The following is a 23,184-nucleotide window of genomic DNA, read 5'->3' as shown; positions in this document are numbered from 1 at the left end:
CCGGTGGAACGGTCGGAAATCATGCCCTGTCGGAGAGCACGACCTCTACGTGCAGGTGAACTATTCTGCCGCCGAGGGTTCGGCCGGGTCGGCTTCGGGTTCGTCGTCGATGTACCAGGCGAGATCCTCACGATGCCACTTCACGGCGCCGCGGTGGGCCTTGCGGAATTCCTTGAGGACGGCCCGATCGATCGACGGGTGACCGCTGTCGCCCACATAGATCCATTCCGACCCGAACTTGGATTCGATGGCGTCGACCATGTCGGCCTGACCGACGCGGTGTTCGGTGGTGATGATGTCGACCATCCAGGTGGCAATGTCGGACGCACTGGTACTCATGGTCTCGAGCGTAGTCGGACGACATCGGGCCACTGCGCCTGACGTCGAACAACGGGTAGTGTCCCTGAAGGAAGGCAATCCTAATAAGGAGGCAGGGTGGCACCCAAGGGTCCGCAATCGACAACGTTGACAGTTCTGCGCACGGAGGTTGTGTCCGAGCATTTCGTTCGTGTGGTGCTGGGAGGTGACGGGTTCGCCGACTTCACTCCTCGACCCGAAACCGACAGCTACGTCAAGATCGAACTCCAGGCGGGTGACGACACTGTGCTGCGTACCTACACGGTGCGCCGTGTCGACCCCGACGCCGAGGAGATCTGGATCGACTTCGTCGTCCACGGCGACGAGGGGGTCGCGGGGCCGTGGGCGCGCTCCGTCCAACCCGGAACCGAGGTTGTGCTGCGAGGTCCCGGAGCAGGCTACCTGCCCGATCCGGCGGCGGACTTCCACCTGTTGGCGGGCGACGAAACAGCTGTCCCCGCGATCGCCGCGGCACTCGAATCCCTCCCGGCCGATGCTGCCGGAGCAGCGTTCATCGAGGTGGCCGGCGGAACCGACGAGCTCGAACTCGAGGCACCGTCCGGGGTGACCGTGACGTGGCTCCATCGTGGTGTCGCGGCCGGCGATGCCGGCCAGGACCGGATCGACGGCAATGCACCGCTCGTCGCTGCGGTGCGGGCACTGCCGTGGCCCGACGGCGACGTCCAGGTGTTCGTGCACGGCGAGGCGGAAACCGTCATGAAGCACATCCGCCCCTACCTGCGTAAGGAACGGGGAGTGAAACCGGCGCGCGCGTCGATCTCCGGTTACTGGCGTCGTGGCAGGACCGAGGAAGGCTTCCGCACCTGGAAGCGAGAACTCGCCGAAGTCGACGCCGGCTAGAGTCGAATCCTTCCGGCGGTCAGGTGCGGGGCACGCGGGTGAGCGTGAGCAACGCGGTCATCGCGAGCCCCGCCGACACGACGATCGCGATCGCCATGGGAGCGGCGGTGCCCTCTCCACCCAACCCGACCAGTGGCGAGACGATCGCGGCGAGGCCGAATTGGGACGCGCCCATGATTGCCGAGCCGGTGCCGGCTGCCGACGGCACTTCGCCCTGACCGAGAGCTGTGGAATTGCCCATCGTGAATCCGAGGCTGAACACGACGGCGAACAGCAGCGGCAGCAGGAGCCAGCGGTGAGCGCCGAGAATCACTGTGCTGACGAGCAGCAGTGTTCCCGCGGTCGACATGAGGGTGACACCGAACAGTAGAAGGGACCGCACCTCGAACCGGCCGATCAGCCGGGTGTTGATGATGTTCGCGGTCACCAATCCCACCGAGTTCGCTGCGAAGACCAGCGAGAATTGCGTGGCGGACATTCCCAGTACGTTCTGCACCACGAACGGCGACGCCGAGATGTACGCGAACATCGCGCCGAAGCCGAGTGCGAACGACGCGGCGTACCCGATGAACCGGCGGTTGCCGAGGACGTAGCCGAAGTTGCCCGCTAGCGCTGCGAATCCGCCGCCGTGACGTTTTTCGGGTGGCAGTGTTTCGGGGATGAATACGAGAACCCCGGCGAGCATCGCGATGGAGGCGCCGGTCAGGACCCAGAAAATGCCGCGCCATCCGATGGGGTCGAGAAGTGCACCACCGATGACGGGCGCGGCAATGGGTGCGATGCCGCCGATGATCATCATGAAGCTGAACAAGCGAGCAGATTCGTGGCCGCTCGTGCGGTCCGCGATGACCGCGCGGGCGAGCACGATACCGATACCCCCGCTGAAGCCCTGAATCGCGCGTGCTCCGATCAGGACCTCGACCGTCGGTGCAAGCGCGCACACAGCGCTACTCGCCGCAAGCACGATGGTGCCGATGATGAGTAGGCGACGGCGGCCCCACCCGTCGGAGAGGGGACCGGTGACCAGCTGGCCGATGCCCAGGCCTGCCATGAACGTCGTGAGCGTGAGCTGAATGCCGACGGTCGAGGTTCCGAGACTCTCGGACATGATCGGCAGACCGGGAAGATACATATCCGTTGCCAGCGGCGCTGTGGCCGACAGTAGCGCCAGTGCGCACAACATCGGCCAAGAGATTGTTTTGCTCACGAACGAACACTATCGAGGCGCGTTGGCTTGCATGGATCCGGAACACCGCGCACGGTGGTGCGCATGGACCATGATCGACGGCGTCGAGCACCCGGCCCCACAGGTCCGGCATCGGCGCTGCCTCCCGCGCTCGCCGTCCATGTCGAGGATTTCGCTGAGCATCTGACATTGCAGTCGAACCGGTCGGCGCATACAGTCCGCGCGTACACGACGGACGTGCGTTCGTTGCTCACTCACCTCGCAGACGGAAGGCCGGACGCGCAGGTGTCCGATATCGACCTCGGGACTCTGCGGGCATGGCTCGCTCGGCAGGTGGCCTCCGGTGCTGCGCGCAGCACGATCGCGCGACGCACGTCGTCGGTCCGGACTTTCACCTCCTGGCTGGTCCGCTCGGGACGCGCAGAACACGACCCCGGAACACGCCTGGCATCGGCAGGAGCACACCGGACATTGCCCACGGTTCTGCACGCCGAGCAGGCGTCGGAAGTGATGGTGGCTGCGGAGTCCGGCGCTCGGGAGGAACACCCGGTTGCGCTACGAGACCGCGTGATCGTCGAACTGCTCTACGCGACCGGCATCCGGGTCGGGGAACTGTGCGGGCTCGACCTCGACGGCGTGGACTCCGAGCGGCGTGTCGTGCGTGTGCTGGGCAAAGGCGACAAGGAACGAACGGTGCCCTACGGGGCGCCCGCCGCGGATGCGCTGGAACGGTGGGTTGCCATCGGCCGGCCGGCCCTGGTGACAGCGGCGTCCGGGCCGGCGCTGCTCCTCGGAAAGCGTGGCGGGCGCATCGGACAACGGCAGGTACGCACGGTGGTGCACGAGGCGGTCGAGGCTGTTCCCGGAGCACCTGATCTCGCGCCGCACGGGTTGCGACACACTGCAGCGACCCACCTGCTCGAAGGCGGCGCCGATCTGCGCGTCGTCCAGGAGGTCCTCGGTCATTCGAGTCTCGCGACCACTCAGCTGTACACCCATGTGTCGGTCGCGCGGCTGCGTGCGGTCCACGAGCAGGCGCACCCTCGTGCCTGAGCTGCGCCTGAGGTGTACGCAGCTCAGTCCGCTTTGGTAGCGTCCAGCCGATCGACAGTGGGGGATTTCGGGGGGATCTGATGACACGTGACGAGTCGAACCATGCGCTGCCTGCGTGGTTGCAGGACGAACCCGAGGTTCGGCCGGCGCCGGTCACGCCGCGACGTGGTCTGCGCCGCAGTGCTGCACGCGCGGCGGAACAGCACACCGCGGATCCCGCGCCGCAGACTGGACGGCCGGCGGCCCCGGTGGAGACCGCAGCGCCCGCACGCTCCGTTACAGCGCTCTCGGCTCCGTCCGGCGCAACGCCGGTCCCTCCCGCCGCAGCACCGATCTCATCGACACCGGCCTCGATCGCGCCGCCGGCGTCGGTACCGTTTTCGATCATTCCGGTTGCATGTGATCCGCAGCCGGTAGAGCCGGAGTCCGTAGAGCCGCAGCCCGTAGACGTTGTGCAGGAACTCGCAGTTCTGCCTGAGCCCGCGCCAGACCCGGAGCCGGCGCCTGAACCGGTGCCTGATCCCGAACCGGCGCCCGCGCCCGCGCGCGAGCCAGTGGCCGAGGCCGAGCCTCTGCCGGAATCGGAGCATGCTGTCGAAACGGAGGCAGTCCACGCACCGTCGCCCGTTCGCGAACCCGATCCCGCTCCTGTCGAAGGCCCTGATCGGGATGTCATGCACGATCCGGCTCCGCGCGCTACGACGGCGCCGGACCATCAACCGTCGAACCTCGACCTCGCGTCGGGGGTGCTCGTCCGTCGTTCCCGGCGTGCGCCGAGCCGCGGGTGGCGGCGCGGTGTGCATCGGCTCACCGGGGGACTGTTCGACCCCGGAGAATCCTCCGACGACGCGCACCACGACGATCTCGTCGCACGCATCCGCCAGCCGATCGGCGGCGACTACCGCATTGCGGTGCTCTCACTCAAAGGCGGTGTCGGAAAGACCACGACGACGATCGGGCTCGGCTCGACCTTCGCGTCGATGCGAGGTGACTGTGTGATCGCTGTCGACGCCAACCCGGATTTCGGAACGCTCGCGCAGCGGATTCCGGAGCAGACGCAGTCGACGGTGCGGGATCTGATCGCGGTTGCGGATCGGATCGAGCGCTATTCGGATGTGCGCGCTCACACGTCGCAGGCTCCGAGTCGGCTCGAAGTGCTTGCCAGTGAACGTGATCCGGCGGTGTCGGAGGCGTTCAGCGAGGACGACTATCGCCGCGTCATCGAAATCCTGCAGGTTTACTACAACATCATTCTCACCGACTGCGGAACCGGCATCATGCACTCCGCGATGAAAGGTGTGCTCGACCTGGCGAACGCTCTCGTACTCGTCGGGTCCCCGGCTGTCGATGGTGCTCGCAGCGCCGCCGCGACACTGGACTGGCTCGAGCATCACGGGTACAGCGACCTCGTCGACCGTACGGTCGTGGTGATCAGTTCGCCGCGACCGGGAACCTCCAATATCGACCTCGGTGCGTTGACCGCGCACTTCCTCGCGCGCTGCCGCGCGGTGCAGGTGGTGCCGTTCGACGAGCACCTGGCGGAGGGAGCCGAGATCGACCTGGACCTGCTGCGCCCCGCGACCCGACGGGCGTTCGCCGAGCTCGCGGCCATGGTCGCCGATGATTTCCCGGTTCTGACCGGTCGGCATTCCGCGCAGTGGTGACGAGGACATACCGCTGGACTGCGCACCACCACCATCGACGTCACACCGGTTCGAGTCGGATCACCGTGCGCTCGACGAGGGGAAGCGGATCCAGATAGCTGTCGCGGTCGCGGCGCAGGCCCCAATGCAGGCACGCCTCGACGGGGCAGCCCTCGTGTCCCGCTTCCACTGTGCCCAGCGGGTCGCCGGCGGAGATCCGGCGGCCCGTCGCCACCGTCGCGGCCACGGGTTCGTAGGTGGTGCGCAGGCCACCCGGATGGTCGATCGACACGACGGGCTTCCCCGCGACGGTTCCGGCGAACACGACGATCCCGTCGCCGGCCGCGAACACTGTCTGTCCAGCATGTGCCGCGAGATCGACACCGCGGTGACCGGGCAGCCAATTCTGCTCGGGTGGATCGAACGGCCGGGTCACCGCCGGACGCGGTTCGAGAGGCCAGACGAAAGTGTTGTCCGCGGCTGCAGGCCCAGTACCCATGAGGAACACGAGAGTCGTCAGTAACGCGAGTACGGGAAATCGCATGCGTCCCACACTTGCCGCCGGGAGACCGCCGCGATACCCCGAATCGACGAATGTGGACAACTTTGCGGTTGTCCACAGGACCGGATGAAGAGACCGTTCTGACGAGGCGGTTGGCAGTTCGAGGCGTCCGGGTCGTATGCTTGTCGAGCGGTCTGTGTTCGCAGATCGACTTCGCGCGTCCGCGCGTCGGTGCAATTCCGTCTATACGGATGCACCGTAGATGGCCGTCGCCGGTCCCGCAAGGGTCGACGGGCATGCGGGCGCCAGGGCGGGGATCGCAAGATCATCCGCAGCAACCGACATGAAAGAGAGACAACAGCCATGGCTGTCGTAACCATGAGGCAGCTGCTCGACAGCGGCGCCCACTTCGGACACCAGACTCGTCGCTGGAACCCGAAGATGAAGCGGTTCATCTTCACCGACCGCAACGGTATCTACATCATCGACCTGCAGCAGACCCTGACGTACATCGACAAGGCGTACGAGTTCGTCAAGGAGACCGTCGCTCACGGTGGAACGATCCTGTTCGTCGGCACCAAGAAGCAGGCTCAGGAATCCATCGCCGAAGAGGCCACCCGCGTCGGCATGCCGTACGTGAACCAGCGTTGGCTCGGCGGCATGCTCACCAACTTCTCCACCGTCCACAAGCGCCTGCAGCGCCTGAAGGAGCTGGAGGCCATGGAGCAGACCGGTGGTTTCGAGGGTCGCACCAAGAAGGAAATCCTCATGCTCACGCGTGAGATGAACAAGCTCGACCGGACCCTCGGCGGCATCCGCGACATGGCCAAGGTTCCGTCGGCCGTGTGGGTCGTCGACACCAACAAGGAGCACATCGCTGTCGGTGAGGCTCGCAAGCTGAACATCCCGGTCGTCGCAATCCTGGACACCAACTGCGATCCGGACCTCGTCGACTTCCCGATCCCGGGCAACGACGATGCGATCCGCTCCGCGGCGCTGCTGACCAAGGTCGTCGCGTCCGCAGTCGCCGAGGGCCTCCAGGCTCGCGCCGGCAAGAACACCGACGCCGACGCCAAGCCCGAGGCAGCAGCCGCAGAGCCGCTGCCCGAGTGGGAGCAGGAGCTGCTCGCGCAGGCCGCCTCCACCGGCGAAGCGGAAGCGCCCGCCGCGGACGCAGCCCCCGAGGCCTGATCCGTTTGCACGGCCCCGACCGGACGATCGAGAGATCATGGTCGGGGCCGTTGCATCGCGGCCCGGCCCGCACACACGCGGCGCCATCCGCACCCGAGACTTTTCACCACAGACACAGGAGGCCCGCTCAAGATGGCGAACTACACCGCCGCTGATGTCAAGCGTCTCCGCGAGCTCACCGGCTCCGGAATGCTGGACTGCAAGAATGCTCTCGCCGACAACGACGGCGACTTCGACAAGGCCGTCGAGCAGCTGCGCATCAAGGGCGCCAAGGATGTGGGCAAGCGCGCCGAGCGCTCCACCGCAGAAGGCCTCGTCGTCGCCAAGGACGGCGTTCTGGTCGAGCTGAACTCCGAGACCGACTTCGTCGCGAAGAACGACGAGTTCCAGGCTCTCGCAAACACGATCGTCGCTGCCGCTGCGGAGGCCCGCCCGGCCGACGTCGAGGCGCTCAAAGCCGTCGAGATCGACGGCAAGACCGTGGACGCCCTGGTTCAGGAGCTCTCCGCCAAGATCGGTGAGAAGCTCGAGATCCGGCGCGTCGCAGCATTCGACGGCCAGGTGTCGGTCTACCTGCACAAGCGTGCATCGGACCTGCCCCCCGCCGTCGGCGTGCTCGTCGAGTACACCGGTGAGGGCGACGCCGCAGCCGAGGCTGCCAAGAGCGCTGCTATGCAGGTCGCTGCTCTCAAGGCGAAGTACACCACCCGCGACGAGGTTCCCGAGGACGTCGTCGCGGGCGAGCGTCGTATCGCCGAGGAGACCGCCAAGGCGGAAGGCAAGCCGGAGCAGGCTCTGCCGAAGATCGTCGAAGGCCGCGTGAACGGCTACTTCAAGGACGTCGTGCTCCTCGAGCAGTCGTCGGTGACGGATTCGAAGAAGACCGTCAAGGCGATTCTCGACGAGGCCGGAGCCACCGTGACCCGCTTCGTGCGGTTCGAGGTCGGCGCCAGCTAGTCCACAGATCGATCGACCCCGTCGGCTGTTGCCGGCGGGGTCGTGGTGTGTCCGACGCCTCCAGGTGATCAGCATCCGGCGGTCACCGATGGCGTGTCGCCTCGCTCCCGGTCTCGGTTCCACCGGGTGGATGAGGCAGGATGAAAGGGCCGATTCATGCGCAACCAGAGGAGAGTCATGTCCGAGCATGCCCACGATCGGCCCGGTTTCCGCCGGGTGCTTCTCAAACTCGGCGGCGAGATGTTCGGTGGCGGCAAGGTCGGACTCGATCCCGATGTCGTGACGACCGTCGCTCAACAGATCGCCGAGGTCGTGCGTAGCGGTGTCGAGGTCGCCGTGGTCATCGGTGGTGGCAACTTCTTCCGCGGCGCTGAACTGCAGCAGCGCGGACTCGAGCGTGCTCGCTCGGACTACATGGGCATGCTCGGAACCGTCATGAACTCCCTGGCGCTCCAGGATTTCCTCGAGAAGCAGGGCATCGACACCCGTGTCCAGACGGCGATCACGATGGGTCAGGTCGCCGAGCCCTACCTGCCACTTCGTGCGCGGCGCCACCTCGAGAAGGGCCGGGTCGTCATCTTCGGTGCCGGTATGGGAATGCCCTACTTCTCGACCGATACCACCGCGGCGCAACGCGCCCTGGAGATCGGCGCCGACGTCGTTCTGATGGCCAAGGCCGTCGACGGCATCTACTCCGCGGACCCTCGCATCGATCCCGATGCCGAGTTGTACGAGGAGGTCACCCATCGCGAGGTCATCGAGAACGGCCTCAAGGTCGCGGACGCGACCGCGTTCAGCCTGTGCATGGACAACGCCATGCCGATCATGGTCTTCAATCTGCTGACCAAGGGCAATATCGCTCGTGCCGTGGCCGGTGAGAAGATCGGAACGCTCGTACGGTCATGATTGGACAATGGAACATGGAGGAACTGCCGTGATCGATGAAGCTCTCTTCGAGGCCGAGGAGAAGATGGAGAAGGCCATCACGGTGGCCAAGGACGATCTCGGCGGTATCCGCACCGGCCGCGCGAACGCGGGAATGTTCAACCGGATCGTCGTCGACTACTACGGATCGCCCACCCCCGTGACGCAGATCGCCAGCATCAACGTGCCCGAGGCCCGGATGGTCATCATCAAGCCCTACGAGGCATCGCAGCTCGGTGCGATCGAGACCGCGATTCGTAACTCCGATCTCGGGGTCAACCCCACCAACGACGGCAACATCATCCGCATCTCAGTGCCGCAGCTCACCGAAGAACGCCGCCGCGAACTCGTCAAGCAGGCGAAGGCCAAGGGCGAAGATTCCAAGGTGGCCTTGCGGAATGTTCGACGCAAGGCGATGGAGGAACTCGGTCGCATCCAGAAGGACGGCGAGGCGGGCGAGGACGAGGTCGGGCGCGCGGAGAAGGAGCTCGACAAGACCACAGCCAAGTACGTGGCGCAGATCGACGAGCTGGTCAAGCACAAGGAAGCCGAGCTGATGGAGGTCTGACGGTGGGCAGAGCCGACGGGTCCTCCGACCCGCAGCTTCCACTCGGCGCCGGAGATACCTCCGACGTCACTGCTGCCGACGCAGCATCACCACCCGACGACGCGACACCGCCCGCCAAGACGTCACGCGCGGGCCGGAACCTTCCTGCAGCCATAGCGGTCGGGGCCGGTCTGGGCGCGCTCGTGATCGCGATCCTGCTGTTCGCTCCCACCGCCTGGCTCGGTGTGGTTGCGGCAGCGATCGCGATCGCTACGTGGGAGGTCACCAAGCGGCTGCGTGAAGCGAGCGTGCTCGTGCCGCGTCTCCCGCTGCTCCTCGGAGGGCAGGCGATCATCTGGCTGGGCTGGCCCTACGGAGCCACCGGTGTCCTCGGAGCATTCGCGGGGACAGTGGTGGTGACCATGCTGTGGCGACTGTTCGACCACGGTCTGGCCGCGCAACCACACAACTACCTGCGCGACACGGCGGTCGCGGTGTTCACCGCGGCGTGGCTACCGCTGCTCGCGTCCTTCGCAACCCTGATGGTCCTCGAGGACCAAGGTGCCGCACGGGTGTTCTGCCTGATGCTCGTGTGCGTGGCCTCGGACATCGGCGGTTATGCTGCCGGTGTGCTGTTCGGCAAGCACACCATGGCACCCGCGATCAGCCCCAAGAAGTCGTGGGAAGGATTCGGCGGATCCCTGGTCGCGTGCGTGGCGGTCGGAATACTCACCGTCGTGTTCCTGCTCGATGGACAGTGGTGGATCGGTGCGCTCCTCGGCGTCGTCCTCGTGTTGACGGCCACTGCCGGCGACCTCATCGAGTCGCAGGTCAAGCGCGACCTCGGTATCAAGGACATGGGCACGCTCCTTCCCGGCCACGGCGGCATCATGGACCGACTCGACTCGATCCTCCCGTCGGCATTCGTGACCTGGCTGATCCTCACGATCTTCGTGTAGGCCGGGCTCACAGGTCCGGACGATGGGCGAGCATCGAGGAGACGAGAGGGGCGTGATCGCCAGCCCCAACATCTGGCACTGGCCGGAGGTGTACGAACAGGAGAACCGCGCACAGGACACCCACAGCGCCGTGTATTCAGCGCTGCGGGTAGACACCGACTGGGCCGGGCTCGACGTGGTCGACGTCGGGTGTGGCACCGGTTTCCACCTCGGCATGTTCGCGAAGACGGCCCGGTCGGTGATAGGGGTCGAACCTCACCCGCCGCTCGCCGAAGCGGCTCGACGACGGGTTGGTCACCTCGATACGGTCCGGGTCCTGCCGGGATCCGCCGCGCACATGCCGCTGCCGGACGAGTCCGTGGATCTCGTGCACGCACGGACGGCGTACTTCTTCGGTCCGGGCTGCGGCGCCGGCATCACCGAAGCGTTGAGGGTCCTGCGCCCGGGCGGAGCACTCGCGATCATCGATCTCGACGCTACGGCGCACCCGTACGGCGAATGGATGCTTGCCGATCTCCCGCATTACCGCCCTCGTGTCGTCGAGGCGTTCTTCGACGCCCAGGGATTCTCACTTCGGCGGATCGACACCGAATGGAACTTCCCGGACCGTGGCACCCTCGAGCGTGTCCTCGGAATCGAGTTCGGTCCGAAGGTGGCGGCGCGCGCGATCCGGGAGACGCCCGGAACGACTTTGGCGGTGCGCTACCGCCTTCACATCCGGCGCAAGCCGCGCGGTATCGAAGTGGGCGGGTTCAGTGGGTCCCCTGCAGATTGAACACCCGGGCGAGTTCCTTGATCTTCTTCGCCCGCGCCAGCTTCGGTAGATCGCTCCCATCCTTGACGCCGTGTCCGTCCTCGCCGAGACGGTCGATGACGGTGTGGGCCCAGTCGATGTCGTCGGTGCTGGGGCTCAGCGCCGCATTGGGGAACCGCGCTCGATCGGGGGTCATGCACAGCTTCCCCGTCATGCCCATCGACTGTGTCAGCTGCGCCTCCTGCTCGAGGAGGGTGGGATCGTCGGTCAGGGACGGTCCGTCGATCGGCCCGGGGAGCCGCGCGGCCCGGCTTGTGACGACCAGGCGCGAACGTGGATATGCCATGGCCAGTGGTGATGCGCTCATCCCGGTGTCGCGACGGAAGTCGCCGCTGCCGAACACCAGCCGGAACACACCTTCGGCACGGGCGATTTCCGGTGCTGCCTCGAGCCCCATCGCCGATTCGATCAACACGAGTATTCTGGTGCCGTCCGGCAGGGCGTCGGTGGTGGCGTCCACCTGCTGCCCACTTTCGGCTTTCGCGAGCATGACCCCTTCGAGGCCGGGCACGCCCGCGAGGGCGTCGACGTCGTCGCACCAGTGCGACGTGGTGGTGTCGTTGATGCGGACCCACGCCCTGCCGCCGCCTCGCAGCCACTCGACGACTCCTGCCCGGGCGGCTGCCTTGTCCTCGGCAGGGACAGCGTCCTCGAGATCGAGCACCACGGCATCGGCGGGGGAGGCGGCCGTAGGCTCGAATCGTTCGGGAGCATTGCCGGGAACAAGAAGCCAGGATCGGGCGAACTCGGGAGCAATACGGGGGGTCATGATTCGATCTTCCCCTCTCCGACGTGTGAATTGCACGGACCGCGGATCTCGGCGCCAGTTGGGGGTGAGCATCACAGTGCAGACCGGACAGCCAGGCCGCAAAGCATGGGAGAATGGATCATTATGGCTTCCTCACTGCCCCTGGTTTTCGACGCTCCGAAGCGCGGTATGCCCCCGCGGCACCTCGCTGATCTCGATGCCGAGCAGCGCCGCGAGGCAATGAAGGAACTGGGTCTACCGGCCTTCCGCGCCGACCAGATCGCCCGGCAGTACTACGGCCGGCTGGAAGCCGACCCGGAGAAGATGACCGATCTTCCCGCAGCGGTGCGCGAGAAGATCGGTGCGGCACTGTTCCCGTCCTTGCTGACCCCGGTCAAGCACATCGCCTGCGACGGCGGGGAGACCCGCAAGACGCTGTGGCGCGCGGGCGACGGAACGCTCCTCGAGAGCGTGCTCATGCGATACCCGGACCGCGCGACGCTGTGCATCTCGAGTCAGGCCGGGTGCGGAATGGCCTGCCCGTTCTGCGCGACCGGGCAGGGTGGCCTCGACCGGAACCTGACCACCGCAGAGATCGTCGATCAGGTTCGGGCGGCCGCCGCGGCACTGCGCGACGGCGACGTCGCAGGTGGCCCGGGCCGACTCTCGAACATCGTGTTCATGGGCATGGGGGAACCGCTGGCCAACTACAAGCGGGTCGTCGCGGCTGTTCGCCGGATCACCTCGCCCGCACCCGAAGGCTTCGGACTGTCGCAGCGCTCGGTCACTGTCTCGACCGTGGGGCTCGCGCCAGCTATCCGCAAGCTCGCCGACGAAGGCCTGCACGTCACCCTCGCCGTCTCCTTGCACACCCCAGACGACGAACTCCGCGACACCCTCGTGCCGGTCAACAACCGATGGTCCATCGCCGAGGTTCTCGACGCCGCCCGGTACTACGCCGACAAGACCGGCCGCCGGGTCTCGATCGAATACGCGCTGATCCGGGACGTGAACGATCAGCCGTGGCGCGCCGATCTACTGGGCAAGAAACTGCGCAAAGCGCTCGGCCCGCTCGTGCACGTCAACCTGATCCCACTCAACCCCACTCCCGGCAGTGAATGGGACGCCAGCCCCAAACCTGTCGAGCGCGAATTCGTCCGCCGGGTCATCGCGCAGGGTGTCTCCTGCACCGTCCGCGACACCCGCGGACAGGAGATCGCTGCGGCCTGCGGTCAGCTCGCCGCGGAAGCCTAGACCACGCTCGGACGGTCTGCGTCACCGTGTTCCTCGTCAGCGAACTCACCGGCGCCGAAGTACGCGGATTCGACCCGATCACGTTCGCGGAGGAGTGCACCGGCTTGTCCTTCGAGCACGACCCGGCCGTGGTTGAGAACCATCGCCCGGTCGGACACCGCCAGCGCGAGACCCACATGCTGTTCGACGAGCACGACGGCGATTCCTTCGGCGCGTGCCAGGTCGCGGATGGCAGGGAGCATCTGCTCGACGATCATCGGCGCCAACCCGAGGCTCATCTCGTCGACCATGAGCAACCGCGGTTCGGCCAGTAGGGCCACTGCGATCGCAAGCATCTGCTGTTCCCCGCCGGAGAGCAGCCCCACCGTTCGGGACCGGAGTTTCGCCAGGGCCGGAAACCGCTCCAACACCGAGTGCTCGCGGTGTTTGTCGGGTCGTCGGCGGGCCAGCCGGAGATGCTCACCCACCGTCATGGACGGGAAGAGCCCTCGGTCGTCGGGGACGAAGCGCATGCCTCTGCGCGCCATTCGGTAGGGCCGCCTGCTGTCGACCGGCTCGCCCAGGATCGTCACCCGTCCACTCATCGTGGGGAGTACACCGGCGAGTGACAACAGGGTGGTGGTCTTTCCTGCGCCGTTGGGCCCCAGGATCGAGAGGACTTCACCGGCCGAGACCGAGAGGTTCACGTCGGTGACCGCGACGACGCCGTGGTAGCCGGCGGTCAGGGCCTCTGCAGTGAGGACAGGAGCAGTGTTCGTGGAGGCCGGGCCTGTGTTCGTGGAAGCAGCATCAGCCATGGGCGGTCTCCATCGGTGCGCCCAGATATGCAGCGATCACGGCGGGATCCTTTCTGGCCTCGTCCGGAGTTCCCGAGAAGATGACCTTGCCGAACTCGAGGACGTAGATGCGATCACACACACCCAGTACGAGCGACATGTCGTGGTCGATCAGCAGTGCACCGGGCCCGTTCCGCACGACTGCCCGAATGCGTTCGGCGAACTCGACACTCTCCTGACTGTCCAGGCCCGCAGCGGGCTCGTCCAGCAGAAGGACACGACAATAACCCACGAGTGCGCGCGCGACACCGACGAGCTTCTGCTGCCCGAGCGTGAGATCCCGTGCGAGAGTGTCTCCGACATCGCCGAGCCCGACCGCTCGCAGCGTTGCGTCCACGGCCTCGTTGCTGCCACCGCGCCGACGCCCGATCAGGTCGCGCCACAGCGTCGCGAGACCGCCCGGCCGCATTGCCGCGATGACATTCTGGTTCACGCTCAGGTTCGGGAAGAGCTCACCCGACTGCCACGTGCGTGAGAGACCGGTGCGGCGACGCTGATGCGGTGGGAGGCCGTTCATCGGAGTGCTGTCGACGCTGATCGTTCCCTCGTAGTCGATGAATCCGGTGACGGCGTCCACGAACGTCGTCTTACCGGCACCGTTCGGTCCGATCAGGCCGACGATCTCACCGGGATGAACCTCGAGCGACACATTCTCGTTCGCCACGACACCGCCGTAGCGCACGGTGATGTCCTGCGCCGACAAGCCACCCCGTACCTCATCGGGCGATCCGGAATCAGGCCGCGGAGAATCAGATTGTGTGGCATGGTTTTCCGTGCGATCAGTTTCCCTGGAATCAGGCATCTGCCACCGCCACCTTCCCGTGATCGACCTCGTCGCCGGTTTCGGAAACCGGAGAATCCGGCGCGGCCGCTGGGCCGCGCAGTCTGGCACGTAGCAGCGCGCCGAGTCTGCCGGCCTCACCGGCGATTCCGATCGGATTCATGATCGCAGTGATGATCAGCGCGATCCCGGAGATCAGAGCGTAGTAGTCGCCCAGGTCGAAGATGTTGTGCACCAGCACATAGACGATTCCCAGCGGACCGATGATGCCTGCGATCGCCGCACCACTGAACGAGGTGATGCCGCCGAGATACGCGACTGCCAGCACCTGCAGCCCGACGAACACGGTGAACGACTCGGCCGAGAGCTGGCCGGCGCTGTATCCGATGAGACAGCCCGCGACACCGGCGATGAACGCGGACAGCCCGAACCCGATGAGCTTGGTCAACCGCACGTCGATTCCCGCGGCCGCGGCGGCCCGCTCGTTCGCCCGCACTGCGAGGAAGGCGCGCCCGGTGTCGCCAGAGGCGATCCGGATGAACGCCCACACCATGATCGCCGCGACGACAAGGACCGTGAACGAGAACGACAGCCGTGCGATATCGCTGCCCTCGCGCACACCGAGGTTCAGGCCGAACAGCGTGGGATTCGCGATGGGATTCCCCGACGGCGGCGTGAGACTGTAGTTGTTGAAGATGAACCGCTCGATCGCCAGTGCTGCAGCGATGGTGACGATGGCCAGCTGCGCGCCACGAATCCGGAAGGCGGGCAACGCCACCAGCATGCCGAGCAGGGCGGCCACGAGCGAGCAGAAGACGAGCGCGATCGGGAACGGCATGCTCCAGTTCGTCGTCACCTTCGAGAGGGTGAACCCCGCCGCACCGGCGAACGCCGCCTGTGCCAGAGAGATCTGACCGAGGTAGCCGGTGATGACCACATACGACAGCGCCAGCAGCATCAGGATGATGGAGTACGTCAGGCCGAATCGATAGGTGCCGGAAGACACCGCGAGGAGCGTACCGGTCACCACGATCACGAGTGCGGCGGGGATCGGACGGAAGCGAGGCACCACAACGTCCGGCAGTTTGATGGTCTGCAGTGACCCACGCGACGGCAACCGTCCACCGAACACGAACAGCACGACGATGACGACGAAGAACGGCACGACCTGATCGACGCCGGACTGTGCCCACGTGGGCCACCAACTCTCGCCGGTGAGCAGGTTGAGCACCGACTGGAATGCCCCGAGCACCAGCGACGCGATCACGATCGTCGCAACGGACTCCATCCGCGCGACCAGGAGCACCGCGAGCGCCGGAACGACGAGCAGGGAATAGTTCAGCGGATTGAGGCCCGTCAGGGATGCCCCGAGCAGGACACCGACCGTGCTGACCACCGAGGCCATGACCATCGCGATCGCTGCGAGCCGATCCGGTGAAAACCCGAGAAGCGTGGCCCCCCGCTCGTTCTCGGCTGCTGCACGAGTTGCTGCGCCGGCTGTGGTGAAGCGGAAGTAGGCCCACACCAGCACCGAGAACACGGCCATGATCGCGACCATCACGACCTCCGCCGACGACACCGAGGTGCCGAACAGCGAGATCGACCCGGACGGGATCATCGATTCGATCGGGATGTTGTTCGGCCCGAACCTGATGACCACCAACGCTTGCACGGTGAGCATCAGCGCGACGGACACCACCACCTGGGCCAGGGCCGGTGCACGACGCACCGGCCTGAACACCAGGTAGTGGGTCACGACCCCGAGCAGGACCGCCATCACGAGGCCGATCGCCAAGGCAACAGGTATCGACGGCGCCTCGTCGAACTCGATACTGCCGATCGGCAGGACCAGGGTGCCGTCGATGAGCAACTGCGCGTAGACGTACGCGCCCCACATGGCGGTCGCACCTTGCGCGAAGTTGATGATCCCCGTCGAGCGATAGACGAGGAGCAATCCGTTGGCGAGGCCTATGTACACCGCGGCGAGGCCGAACCCCAGAACGATGAACTGCAGATACGTGCTCATGCGCTACTCCGTTGCGTGTATGTCGTCAACGAGGTCGAATGGCCTCCTCGCGCACGGTGGTGCCATCAGGAGGTCGGCATCAGCGAAGGATCGAGATCGATGTATCCGGCTTCCTCCACCGACCGCAGCGTTCCGTCCTCCTGCACTTCGAAGAAGATCGCCTGCGCGTTGCACGTGGTAGCCACACCGGGCCACTGCTGCCCGTCGCAGGTCACGGACGGGCCGGCGAAGGTCGGGAAGTCCCTCAGTCCCTTGAACGTGTCTGTGACCGTCGTCGTGGTGATCTCCTCCGACCCGGACAGGATCTCCGCGATGTTGACCAGGGCCGCGAATGTGTAGATGGACCGGGACGAGAGTTCGTCGCCGTATCCGACGGCATCCATGGAATCTGCGAAGGTGTCCAACTGTTCCTGGACCTCGGCGGGCGCGGAATCCTTGGCGAGAGGTACCCACAGTCGGGGCTGGGTGACTATGCCTGCGGCATCGGCTCCCATATCGTCGATGAACTGTGAGCATGATCCGGCCAGGATCGTGTCGTCGTAACCCTGCCGGCGCAGCGCCTGGAACAGGCCGGTGCAGCCGTCCTCGGGGAGGGCGATGACGCCGGCCATATCCGGGTCGTCGGAAAGCTGCGTCGCTGCCACGACATTCAAGTTGGCGCCCGAAGCCGGTGGGTACTGGACGGCGACGTCGATTCCCATCTTGTCGGCGATCGGCATGATCAGGTCGTCGACGTACGCGTGGGAAGTGGGCGACTCGTTGACGGCGAGCGAGGCCTTTGTCTTCCCCATGGTGTCGAGCACCGACATGCTCGAGAGCGCAGCGAACGACACCGGCCCGGTAAAGTAGAACGCTTGCCCGTATTCGGCCGAATCCGCGACGAACGATCCCGCGAGCGTACCGACGATGGGGATCCCCGCAGACGCCAGAATCGGCACCGCCGCACCCATGCTCTGGTCGACCGCGTCGATCACGAGCGGCAGACCCTTCGAGACGAAGCCGTTGGCGCAACTGATCGCGGTTTCGGGGCTGCCGTCGCCGCCGCACACATCGACCTCGAGGGGACGCCCGTCGATACCACCGAGCACCTCGTTGACGTAATGCACGCCGGCTTCGAGACCGTACGCTGTCTGCGGATACGCGGACGCGCCCTTGATCGGTGCCAACGCGCCGATGACGATCGGCTCACCGCTGGGAGTGGCTCCGGCACTGTTGTCCCCGCCGTCGGAGCTGCATGCCGACAGGGCAAGTGCAGCAACCGCCGCGATGGCACCGATATGTCGCTTCTTCACGTTGTACGTCCCACTTTCTCGAATCAGTCGCGGGAGGAGACAGGATGGTTGGGAAGATACGGAACGAGACCGGGTTCGGGCAGGACCCCGAACGATCGCAGCGCGGTCGCGAGCATCGAGTAGCAGCCCACGGTGAACACGACATCCATCAGCTGCTGACGGTCGAACTCGCCCGCGAGCACAGCCCACGTATCGTCGCCGATCGCGCCGTCTCCGATCAGCTCGTCGGTTGCGGTCAGCAGCGCCCGCTCGATCGGCGACCAGCCGTCCGTGTCGGGTCCTTCTTCGATGCGGGCGATCTCGCCGGCGGTGATGCCCGCTCGCTCCGCGAGGATGACGTGTTGGGCCCATTCGTATTCCGCTCGGCGGAGGTAGGCAATACGAAGAACGAGAAGTTCGCGGTGCCGGACCGACAGGGTGGAGTGTGCCAGCAGGTGCCGGTTGAAACTCAGGAACGCCATCGCCAGCGAAGGATGCTGCGCCAGGGTTCCGAGCAGGTTCGTCCCCGGCTGCCTGTTGTCTTCGTCCGGGGTGCTCGCGACGGCCGATCGGAAACCGTTGATGTACGTTGCGATCTCTTCGGTCCAGTCGTTCTCGGGAAGAGGGGGTATCCGGGACATTGTGCGGAGGTGTCCTTTCGATTCGCGCGGAGGGCGGCGGGCAGATCAGGTGTTGCGTCCGCCGTTGACGCCGATCGTCTGCCCGGTGATGTAGCAGGCATCGTCGCACGCTGGGAACCCGCATGTAGCGACGATCATGATCGCAGTGCGATCGCTCATTTGATCGGTTCGCGTCCGGCGACGGTCGAACGATTCATCACGCGCCGCTTGTTGTGGTCGAACGCGCAGGCCCGGTGGAGCAGGCCGTGGTTGTCCCAGATCACCAGATCGCCGACAGACCAGGTGTGCTGGTACACCCGATCCGGTGTGGTCGCCCGCTGCTCGAGATCCTCCAACAGGGCCCGGCCCTCATCGAAGTCCATTCCGACGATATGGGACGCGAACGCCCCGATCACCAGCGAGCGACGTCCCGAATCATGTTCCCAGACCAGGGGGTGCTCCCGAGGGGTCCGGGATGCCCACTCGTCGAGCTGTGCCTGTGTCGGATTCGGATAGGACCGACGCTGGATCGCCTCGAACGTGTAGATCGCGTGGAGATCGGCGAATCGTTCCTTCTCCTCGTCGGACAGATCGTCGTATGCCGCGTAGGTACTGGCGAATTCGGTCTCGCCGCCCTCGTCGGGAATGATTCGGGCGCTGAGCATCGATGCCTTCGATGCGACATCGTCGGTCAGGCCGTCGATGTGCCAGAAGATGTTGGCCGCCAGGTACTCCGCATTTCCGTTGTCAGGATCGAAACTGATCTCCATGATTTCTTCCGTGGCGGGAGGAACCGCGGGAAATTTCCTCAGCGTACCCAGCTTTCGACCGAATGTCACCTGGGCTTCGTCGTCGGCGCCGAGTTCGCGGAACAGCAACACGCCGTATTCTTCCAAGGCTTCCAGGCACGCAGCCGGGAGTTCGTCGTCGTGGAGCAGCCGGTCGACATCGACGTCGAGAATCTCCGCTCCGACCTTGTCGCTGAGCTTTCTGATGTTGAGGGTGTCCATCGGTCGTTCCTCGCTGTTGTTCAACCTTGAGAGACTGTTGTGCGGTGGGGTGCGGCCCGCGCCGTCAGCGCGGAATGCTCGGCTGCCGGACGTTCGCCAGCGGGCGCGTGTAGGAGGGGTCGCTCGTATCGCGGGCCGGAGTGCCGTTGGCGTAGACATCGGGGACGTCCGCGAAGGGAATGTCCATTGACGGAACCATTCCCGACCACTCGATCACGTTGGTGCGTAGTGCGATCCGCCATTCGCCGTCGCGACGTTCCAGACGGTCGATGTAGCGTCCGCCGGCAATCCAGTTGCTGTCGTCGACGTTCCGGGCTGCGAACAGGTAATACGTTTCGGTATGGGCAGTATCGCCGTCGAGGTCGCAGGTGTGGTTCAGCAGATTGTGGTGGGTGGCTTTCTGCCCCTGCGCGTGCATCGCGGTGGACCAGTCGTAGAGGTCGACAGGCCCACCGACGAAACTGCCTGCGGCGATCGTCGCGTCGTTGTGGAAGGCGGAGAGGAACAGATCTCGATCGAATCGGTCCATTGCCCGGCTGAAGCGGGTCAGCGCATCGAGGATCTCCTGGCGATCCAGAAGGGCGTCGAGCTTGGCGATCCTGTCGGACGAGAGAGATGCCACCGGCGTGCTCATGATGTGCTCCGTTGCAGTGAGGAGGAAGGGGAGGGGGTTGGGCCGACACCGAGCCCTGAACTATCTGCTCCCGCGATCGGGGACCAGATCGGTTCGCCGCGGGTCGATCGAAGTGAAGGGATCTCGCGGCCGTCGATATCTGTGACGCCGTACTCCTCCGCCAGTTCCGCGGTGATGAAGGTGCCGCCCGAGCGGCTCATGATTGCGGGATCCTGTGCGAGAGCGGCTATGACGCGGCCGGCGAACTCCGGTGAGCAGCCGTTCTCCGGGCGGGTGGCAGAACCCTCCGCCAGCCCGGGGATGGCCGCCAAGTTCCGCTCGGCGCGCTCCGTGAAGGTCAGGCCCTGCCAGATCGACACGGATGCCACGTCGTACGGCTGCAACTCGACGGCCATGTCGCGCGCCATCCGATCCACCGCCGACTTGGCCATCCCGAAGAGAACACCGTAGGTGTACGCCACGCCGGTGTACCCGGAGACGGCCACGATGAGCCCCGACTTCTTTGGCGCCATGATCGTGGCGGCGTGCCGTGCCGCCACGAAGTTCGACCGCACACCGACATCCACCATCTCCCAATTCGACAGCGGCTTCTCCCAGAACGGTTCGGGATCGGTCAGGTCGTCGGGGAGGGAGAATGCATTGTTGACCAGGATGTCGAGGCGGCCCTGCTCGCGTTCGACGCGCTCGAAGAGCGCGGCCACCTGCTCATCGTTCGCGTGATCGACCTGGACCGCAACACCGGTGCCTCCGCGGCGATCACACTCCGCGGCGGTGTCGCCGACGGTGCCCGGAAGTGGGTGGGAGCCGGGTGCTACCGTGCGTCCGGTGACGTAGACCGTGGCGCCGTGCTCCGCGAGCGCAAGGGCGATGCCCTTACCGATCCCGCGGCTGGCACCCGTGACAACGGCGACCCTGCTCGACAGCGCACCCATTCCCGACTCCTGACTGTGTTGTGAGTTACTTCTGTATCGCGAAGGGGCCGGTGCCGAAGAAGATCTCGCTGTGATCACCGGTGGCCTTGCCTGTGAAGTGGTCACCGCTGAACGGGGTGCCCATGAGGCCCTGCGACCAATCCACGGACACCCCCTCGTCGCGGGACCAGTCGTAGAGCATGGTGCGCTCCGCGATTCGCCACTGCCCGTCACGCTCCTCGAGGCGGTCGAGGTAGCGCCCGCCGAGCACCGTGTCGCGCTCTTCGGTTCCTATGTCGACGCGGTGGTACGCGGTGACATGGGTTTCGGCCAGGGCGGTGTTGCCGTCCAGTTCGATGTGTGTCTGCCCCAGCAGATGCTGGGTGACCAGAACGGCGGGGGATCCCGGAACGACCCATGCGAGGTAGTCGTCGAACGAGCCGGCGAAGATCCCGAAATCCACGATGGCGTCGGGCCAGAACGAAGAACTGACCACCCTGCCGTCTCGGCGGTCCTCCCCGCGCGCGAGGCGCACGATGCACGCTCGGACCTCGTGATGCGCGAGGAGAACACTCACGTCGGAGGCACCCATGTCAGCTGCCGCCCTCGGGCGAGTAACCGAGAATGCCCTTGATCTCGAGGTAGTCGTCGAAACCGAATTCGCCCCACTCACGCCCGTTTCCGCTCTTCTTGTAGCCCCCGAACGGTGCCCCGAAGTCGAACGCGTCATTGATCGCAATGTTTCCAGCGCGGATCCGTCGTGCCACGTTGCGGGCCAGCTCGAGATCCGCGCCCGCTACGAATCCGGCCAGTCCGTAGTCGGTGTCGTTCGCAATCTCGATCGCGTGGTCGATGCTGTCGTAACCCAGAATCGTGAGGACAGGGCCGAAGATCTCCTCGCGTGCGATCGTCATGTCGTTCTTGACATCGGCGAAGACGGTGGGCTGCACGAAGTAGCCGGTGGTCAGGCCCTCGGGCCGCCCGACACCACCGGCCACGAGGTTCGCCCCCTCGTCGATGCCCCTCTGGATGAGACCTCGAACCTTCTCGAACTGGGCCTTCGACACGACGGGACCGATCGCGGCATCGCCGGTCGGGTCGCCCACGGTCACGTGCGATACCGCCTCGCGTGCTGCAGCGATGGCTTCCTCCATGCGCTCCCCGGGGACCAGCATTCGCGAAGGTGCACTGCAGGTTTGGCCCGAGTTCATCATCATCGTTGCGACACCCTTACCGACATTCTCGGCGAGGTCGGCGTCGTCGAGAATGATGTTCGGGCCCTTCCCGCCGAGCTCCTGCGTCACTCGCTTGACGCCGGCGGCGGCATTGGCCGCGACGTCGATGCCCGCGCGCGTCGACCCGGTGAACGACACCATGTCGACATCGAGGTGCCCGGAGAGAGCGCGCCCGACCCCGGGACCGTCGCCCTGAACGAGGTTGAAGACACCCGCGGGAACGCCGGCCTCGTCGAGAATCTCGGCGAAGATCTGGCCGTTGAAGGGCGACTGCTCCGACGGCTTGAGCACCATCGTGCAGCCGGTGGCAAGGGCGGGGAACACCTTCACCGAGATGAGGCTGATGGGCCAGTTCCACGGTGTGATCAGGCCGCACACCCCGATAGGTTCTCTGACGAGGAGGCTGCCGCCGCGCTGCTCTTCGAAGACGAAGTTCCGGAGCACCTCGATCGCTGTGGTGAGATGCCCGAGGCCGAGGTTCACCTGGAAGCCGCTCGCCAGTGCGGCGGGTGCACCCATTTCCTCGGTCAGTGCGGCAGCGATGTCGGCCATCCGACGCTGGTACACGTCGAGGATCTTCTCGAGCAGTGCGAGTCGCTCCTCGCGGCTGGTGGCCGACCAGGCGGGGAAGGCGCGTCGCGCGGCGGCAACGGCCTTGTCGACGTCTGCCGACGATCCGAGCGACACCGTACCGGCGACCTCCTCGGTCGCCGGATTGATGACCTCGAAGGTGTCGGACTGGGCCGGATCGGTCCACTGTCCATCGATGTAGAACTTCAGATATTCACGCATGGCTACCCGGTTCTCTCGTGTGATCCTGTACGAAGTTCACTGCTGAGCGAATGTCACTGTTGGCCTTCGGCG

The 23,184-nt window shown here is 65.7% G+C and carries 25 protein-coding genes; 11 read left to right on the top strand and 14 right to left on the bottom strand.

From position 1 onward, the window contains the following. Nucleotides 1-60: 60 nt before the first annotated feature. On the bottom strand, nt 61-339 hold the full coding sequence (locus Q7514_RS03125; protein WP_330131776.1) for a DUF6953 family protein: 279 nt from the start codon (nt 337-339) through the stop codon (nt 61-63). 96 nt (nt 340-435) lie between these two features. Between Q7514_RS03125 and Q7514_RS03120 the strand changes: the two genes are divergently transcribed. Continuing rightward, the gene (locus Q7514_RS03120; protein WP_330131775.1) at nt 436-1,218 is read left to right on the top strand and encodes a siderophore-interacting protein; all 783 of its coding nucleotides are present in this window, start codon (nt 436-438) and stop codon (nt 1,216-1,218) included. A gap of 19 nt (nt 1,219-1,237) precedes the next feature. On the opposite strand, the gene Q7514_RS03115 is transcribed toward Q7514_RS03120, so the two are convergent. Next, entirely contained in the window at nt 1,238-2,401 is a 1,164-nt protein-coding gene (locus tag Q7514_RS03115) for a multidrug effflux MFS transporter (RefSeq protein WP_330132006.1), read from the bottom strand. A gap of 87 nt (nt 2,402-2,488) precedes the next feature. Here Q7514_RS03115 and Q7514_RS03110 point away from each other — a divergent pair, with 87 nt between their 5' ends. The 3 genes from Q7514_RS03110 to Q7514_RS03100 all read left to right on the top strand — a co-directional run bounded on the left by Q7514_RS03110 (nt 2,489) and on the right by Q7514_RS03100 (nt 5,121). Then, the gene (locus Q7514_RS03110) at nt 2,489-3,457 is read left to right on the top strand and encodes a tyrosine recombinase XerC (RefSeq protein WP_330131774.1); all 969 of its coding nucleotides are present in this window, start codon (nt 2,489-2,491) and stop codon (nt 3,455-3,457) included. Between the two features lie 115 nt (nt 3,458-3,572). Beyond that, nucleotides 3,573-3,860 (top strand): hypothetical protein, encoded by a 288-nt coding sequence (locus Q7514_RS03105; RefSeq protein WP_330131773.1) that lies wholly within the window; start codon nt 3,573-3,575, stop codon nt 3,858-3,860. A gap of 271 nt (nt 3,861-4,131) precedes the next feature. After that, nucleotides 4,132-5,121 carry a MinD/ParA family ATP-binding protein gene (locus Q7514_RS03100; RefSeq protein ID WP_330132005.1) on the top strand — a complete coding sequence of 330 codons (990 nt, stop codon included), beginning with the start codon at nt 4,132-4,134 and terminating at the stop codon, nt 5,119-5,121. Between the two features lie 40 nt (nt 5,122-5,161). Here Q7514_RS03100 and Q7514_RS03095 read toward each other — a convergent pair whose 3' ends face one another. After that, nucleotides 5,162-5,644 carry a M23 family metallopeptidase gene (locus tag Q7514_RS03095; protein WP_330131772.1) on the bottom strand — a complete coding sequence of 161 codons (483 nt, stop codon included), beginning with the start codon at nt 5,642-5,644 and terminating at the stop codon, nt 5,162-5,164. A 321-nt stretch (nt 5,645-5,965) separates the two neighbouring features. Between Q7514_RS03095 and rpsB the strand changes: the two genes are divergently transcribed. The 6 genes from rpsB (at nt 5,966) to Q7514_RS03065 (ending at nt 10,955) form a co-directional block, all read left to right on the top strand. Beyond that, nucleotides 5,966-6,793, top strand: a complete 828-nt coding sequence (gene rpsB, locus Q7514_RS03090) for a 30S ribosomal protein S2 (RefSeq protein ID WP_330131771.1) — start codon at nt 5,966-5,968, stop codon at nt 6,791-6,793. Nucleotides 6,794-6,925: 132 nt separating this feature from the next. Beyond that, nucleotides 6,926-7,750, top strand: a complete 825-nt coding sequence (gene tsf / locus Q7514_RS03085; protein WP_330131770.1) for a translation elongation factor Ts — start codon at nt 6,926-6,928, stop codon at nt 7,748-7,750. Nucleotides 7,751-7,927: 177 nt separating this feature from the next. Beyond that, nucleotides 7,928-8,656: a UMP kinase gene (gene pyrH / locus Q7514_RS03080; protein ID WP_132470557.1), complete on the top strand. Its 729-nt coding sequence runs from the start codon at nt 7,928-7,930 to the stop codon at nt 8,654-8,656. Nucleotides 8,657-8,684: 28 nt separating this feature from the next. Further along, the gene (frr, locus tag Q7514_RS03075; protein ID WP_054719480.1) at nt 8,685-9,242 is read left to right on the top strand and encodes a ribosome recycling factor; all 558 of its coding nucleotides are present in this window, start codon (nt 8,685-8,687) and stop codon (nt 9,240-9,242) included. A 2-nt stretch (nt 9,243-9,244) separates the two neighbouring features. Further along, nucleotides 9,245-10,180 (top strand): phosphatidate cytidylyltransferase, encoded by a 936-nt coding sequence (locus Q7514_RS03070; protein WP_330131769.1) that lies wholly within the window; start codon nt 9,245-9,247, stop codon nt 10,178-10,180. Between the two features lie 52 nt (nt 10,181-10,232). Next, entirely contained in the window at nt 10,233-10,955 is a 723-nt protein-coding gene (locus tag Q7514_RS03065) for a class I SAM-dependent methyltransferase (protein ID WP_330131768.1), read from the top strand. Here the strand turns inward: Q7514_RS03065 and Q7514_RS03060 are convergent. After that, on the bottom strand, nt 10,933-11,763 hold the full coding sequence (locus tag Q7514_RS03060; protein WP_330131767.1) for an HpcH/HpaI aldolase/citrate lyase family protein: 831 nt from the start codon (nt 11,761-11,763) through the stop codon (nt 10,933-10,935). The genes Q7514_RS03065 and Q7514_RS03060 overlap by 23 nt on opposite strands. A 123-nt stretch (nt 11,764-11,886) precedes the next feature. On the opposite strand from Q7514_RS03060, the gene rlmN reads away from it, so the two are divergent. Beyond that, a complete protein-coding gene (gene rlmN / locus Q7514_RS03055; protein ID WP_330131766.1) occupies nt 11,887-12,996 on the top strand; it encodes a 23S rRNA (adenine(2503)-C(2))-methyltransferase RlmN in 1,110 nt (369 codons plus the stop codon). On the opposite strand, the gene Q7514_RS03050 is transcribed toward rlmN, so the two are convergent. From Q7514_RS03050 to Q7514_RS03005, 10 genes are all read right to left on the bottom strand, one after another. After that, nucleotides 12,993-13,793 (bottom strand): ABC transporter ATP-binding protein, encoded by an 801-nt coding sequence (locus tag Q7514_RS03050; protein WP_330131765.1) that lies wholly within the window; start codon nt 13,791-13,793, stop codon nt 12,993-12,995. The two genes, rlmN and Q7514_RS03050, sit on opposite strands and share 4 nt — an antisense overlap. Beyond that, nucleotides 13,786-14,535, bottom strand: a complete 750-nt coding sequence (locus Q7514_RS03045) for an ABC transporter ATP-binding protein (RefSeq protein ID WP_330131764.1) — start codon at nt 14,533-14,535, stop codon at nt 13,786-13,788. Before Q7514_RS03045 ends, Q7514_RS03050 begins: the two co-directional genes overlap by 8 nt. Nucleotides 14,536-14,626: 91 nt before the next feature. Further along, complete coding sequence (locus Q7514_RS03040) at nt 14,627-16,639, bottom strand: ABC transporter permease (RefSeq protein WP_330131763.1); 2,013 nt, start codon at nt 16,637-16,639, stop codon at nt 14,627-14,629. A gap of 65 nt (nt 16,640-16,704) precedes the next feature. Next, entirely contained in the window at nt 16,705-17,931 is a 1,227-nt protein-coding gene (locus Q7514_RS03035; RefSeq protein WP_330131762.1) for an ABC transporter substrate-binding protein, read from the bottom strand. Nucleotides 17,932-17,954: 23 nt separating this feature from the next. Then, on the bottom strand, nt 17,955-18,551 hold the full coding sequence (locus tag Q7514_RS03030; RefSeq protein ID WP_330131761.1) for a carboxymuconolactone decarboxylase family protein: 597 nt from the start codon (nt 18,549-18,551) through the stop codon (nt 17,955-17,957). A 155-nt stretch (nt 18,552-18,706) separates the two neighbouring features. Next, entirely contained in the window at nt 18,707-19,540 is an 834-nt protein-coding gene (locus tag Q7514_RS03025; protein ID WP_330131760.1) for a TauD/TfdA dioxygenase family protein, read from the bottom strand. A gap of 64 nt (nt 19,541-19,604) precedes the next feature. Continuing rightward, nucleotides 19,605-20,174, bottom strand: coding sequence for a nuclear transport factor 2 family protein (locus tag Q7514_RS03020; RefSeq protein WP_330131759.1), 570 nt, complete (start codon nt 20,172-20,174; stop codon nt 19,605-19,607). Then, nucleotides 20,171-21,106 (bottom strand): SDR family NAD(P)-dependent oxidoreductase, encoded by a 936-nt coding sequence (locus tag Q7514_RS03015; RefSeq protein WP_330131758.1) that lies wholly within the window; start codon nt 21,104-21,106, stop codon nt 20,171-20,173. The genes Q7514_RS03020 and Q7514_RS03015 overlap by 4 nt, the downstream gene beginning before the upstream one ends. Before the next feature lie 25 nt (nt 21,107-21,131). Then, nucleotides 21,132-21,662 carry a nuclear transport factor 2 family protein gene (locus Q7514_RS03010; RefSeq protein WP_330131757.1) on the bottom strand — a complete coding sequence of 177 codons (531 nt, stop codon included), beginning with the start codon at nt 21,660-21,662 and terminating at the stop codon, nt 21,132-21,134. Nucleotides 21,663-21,678: 16 nt separating this feature from the next. After that, nucleotides 21,679-23,112, bottom strand: coding sequence for an aldehyde dehydrogenase family protein (locus tag Q7514_RS03005; RefSeq protein ID WP_330131756.1), 1,434 nt, complete (start codon nt 23,110-23,112; stop codon nt 21,679-21,681). Between the last annotated feature and the right edge of the window lie 72 nt (nt 23,113-23,184).

This window comes from Rhodococcus artemisiae, assembly GCF_036327795.1.
Classification (GTDB): domain Bacteria; phylum Actinomycetota; class Actinomycetes; order Mycobacteriales; family Mycobacteriaceae; genus Rhodococcus; species Rhodococcus artemisiae.
Note: the sequence above shows the minus strand (reverse complement) of the source record. Positions and strands in the feature narration are given on the sequence as shown.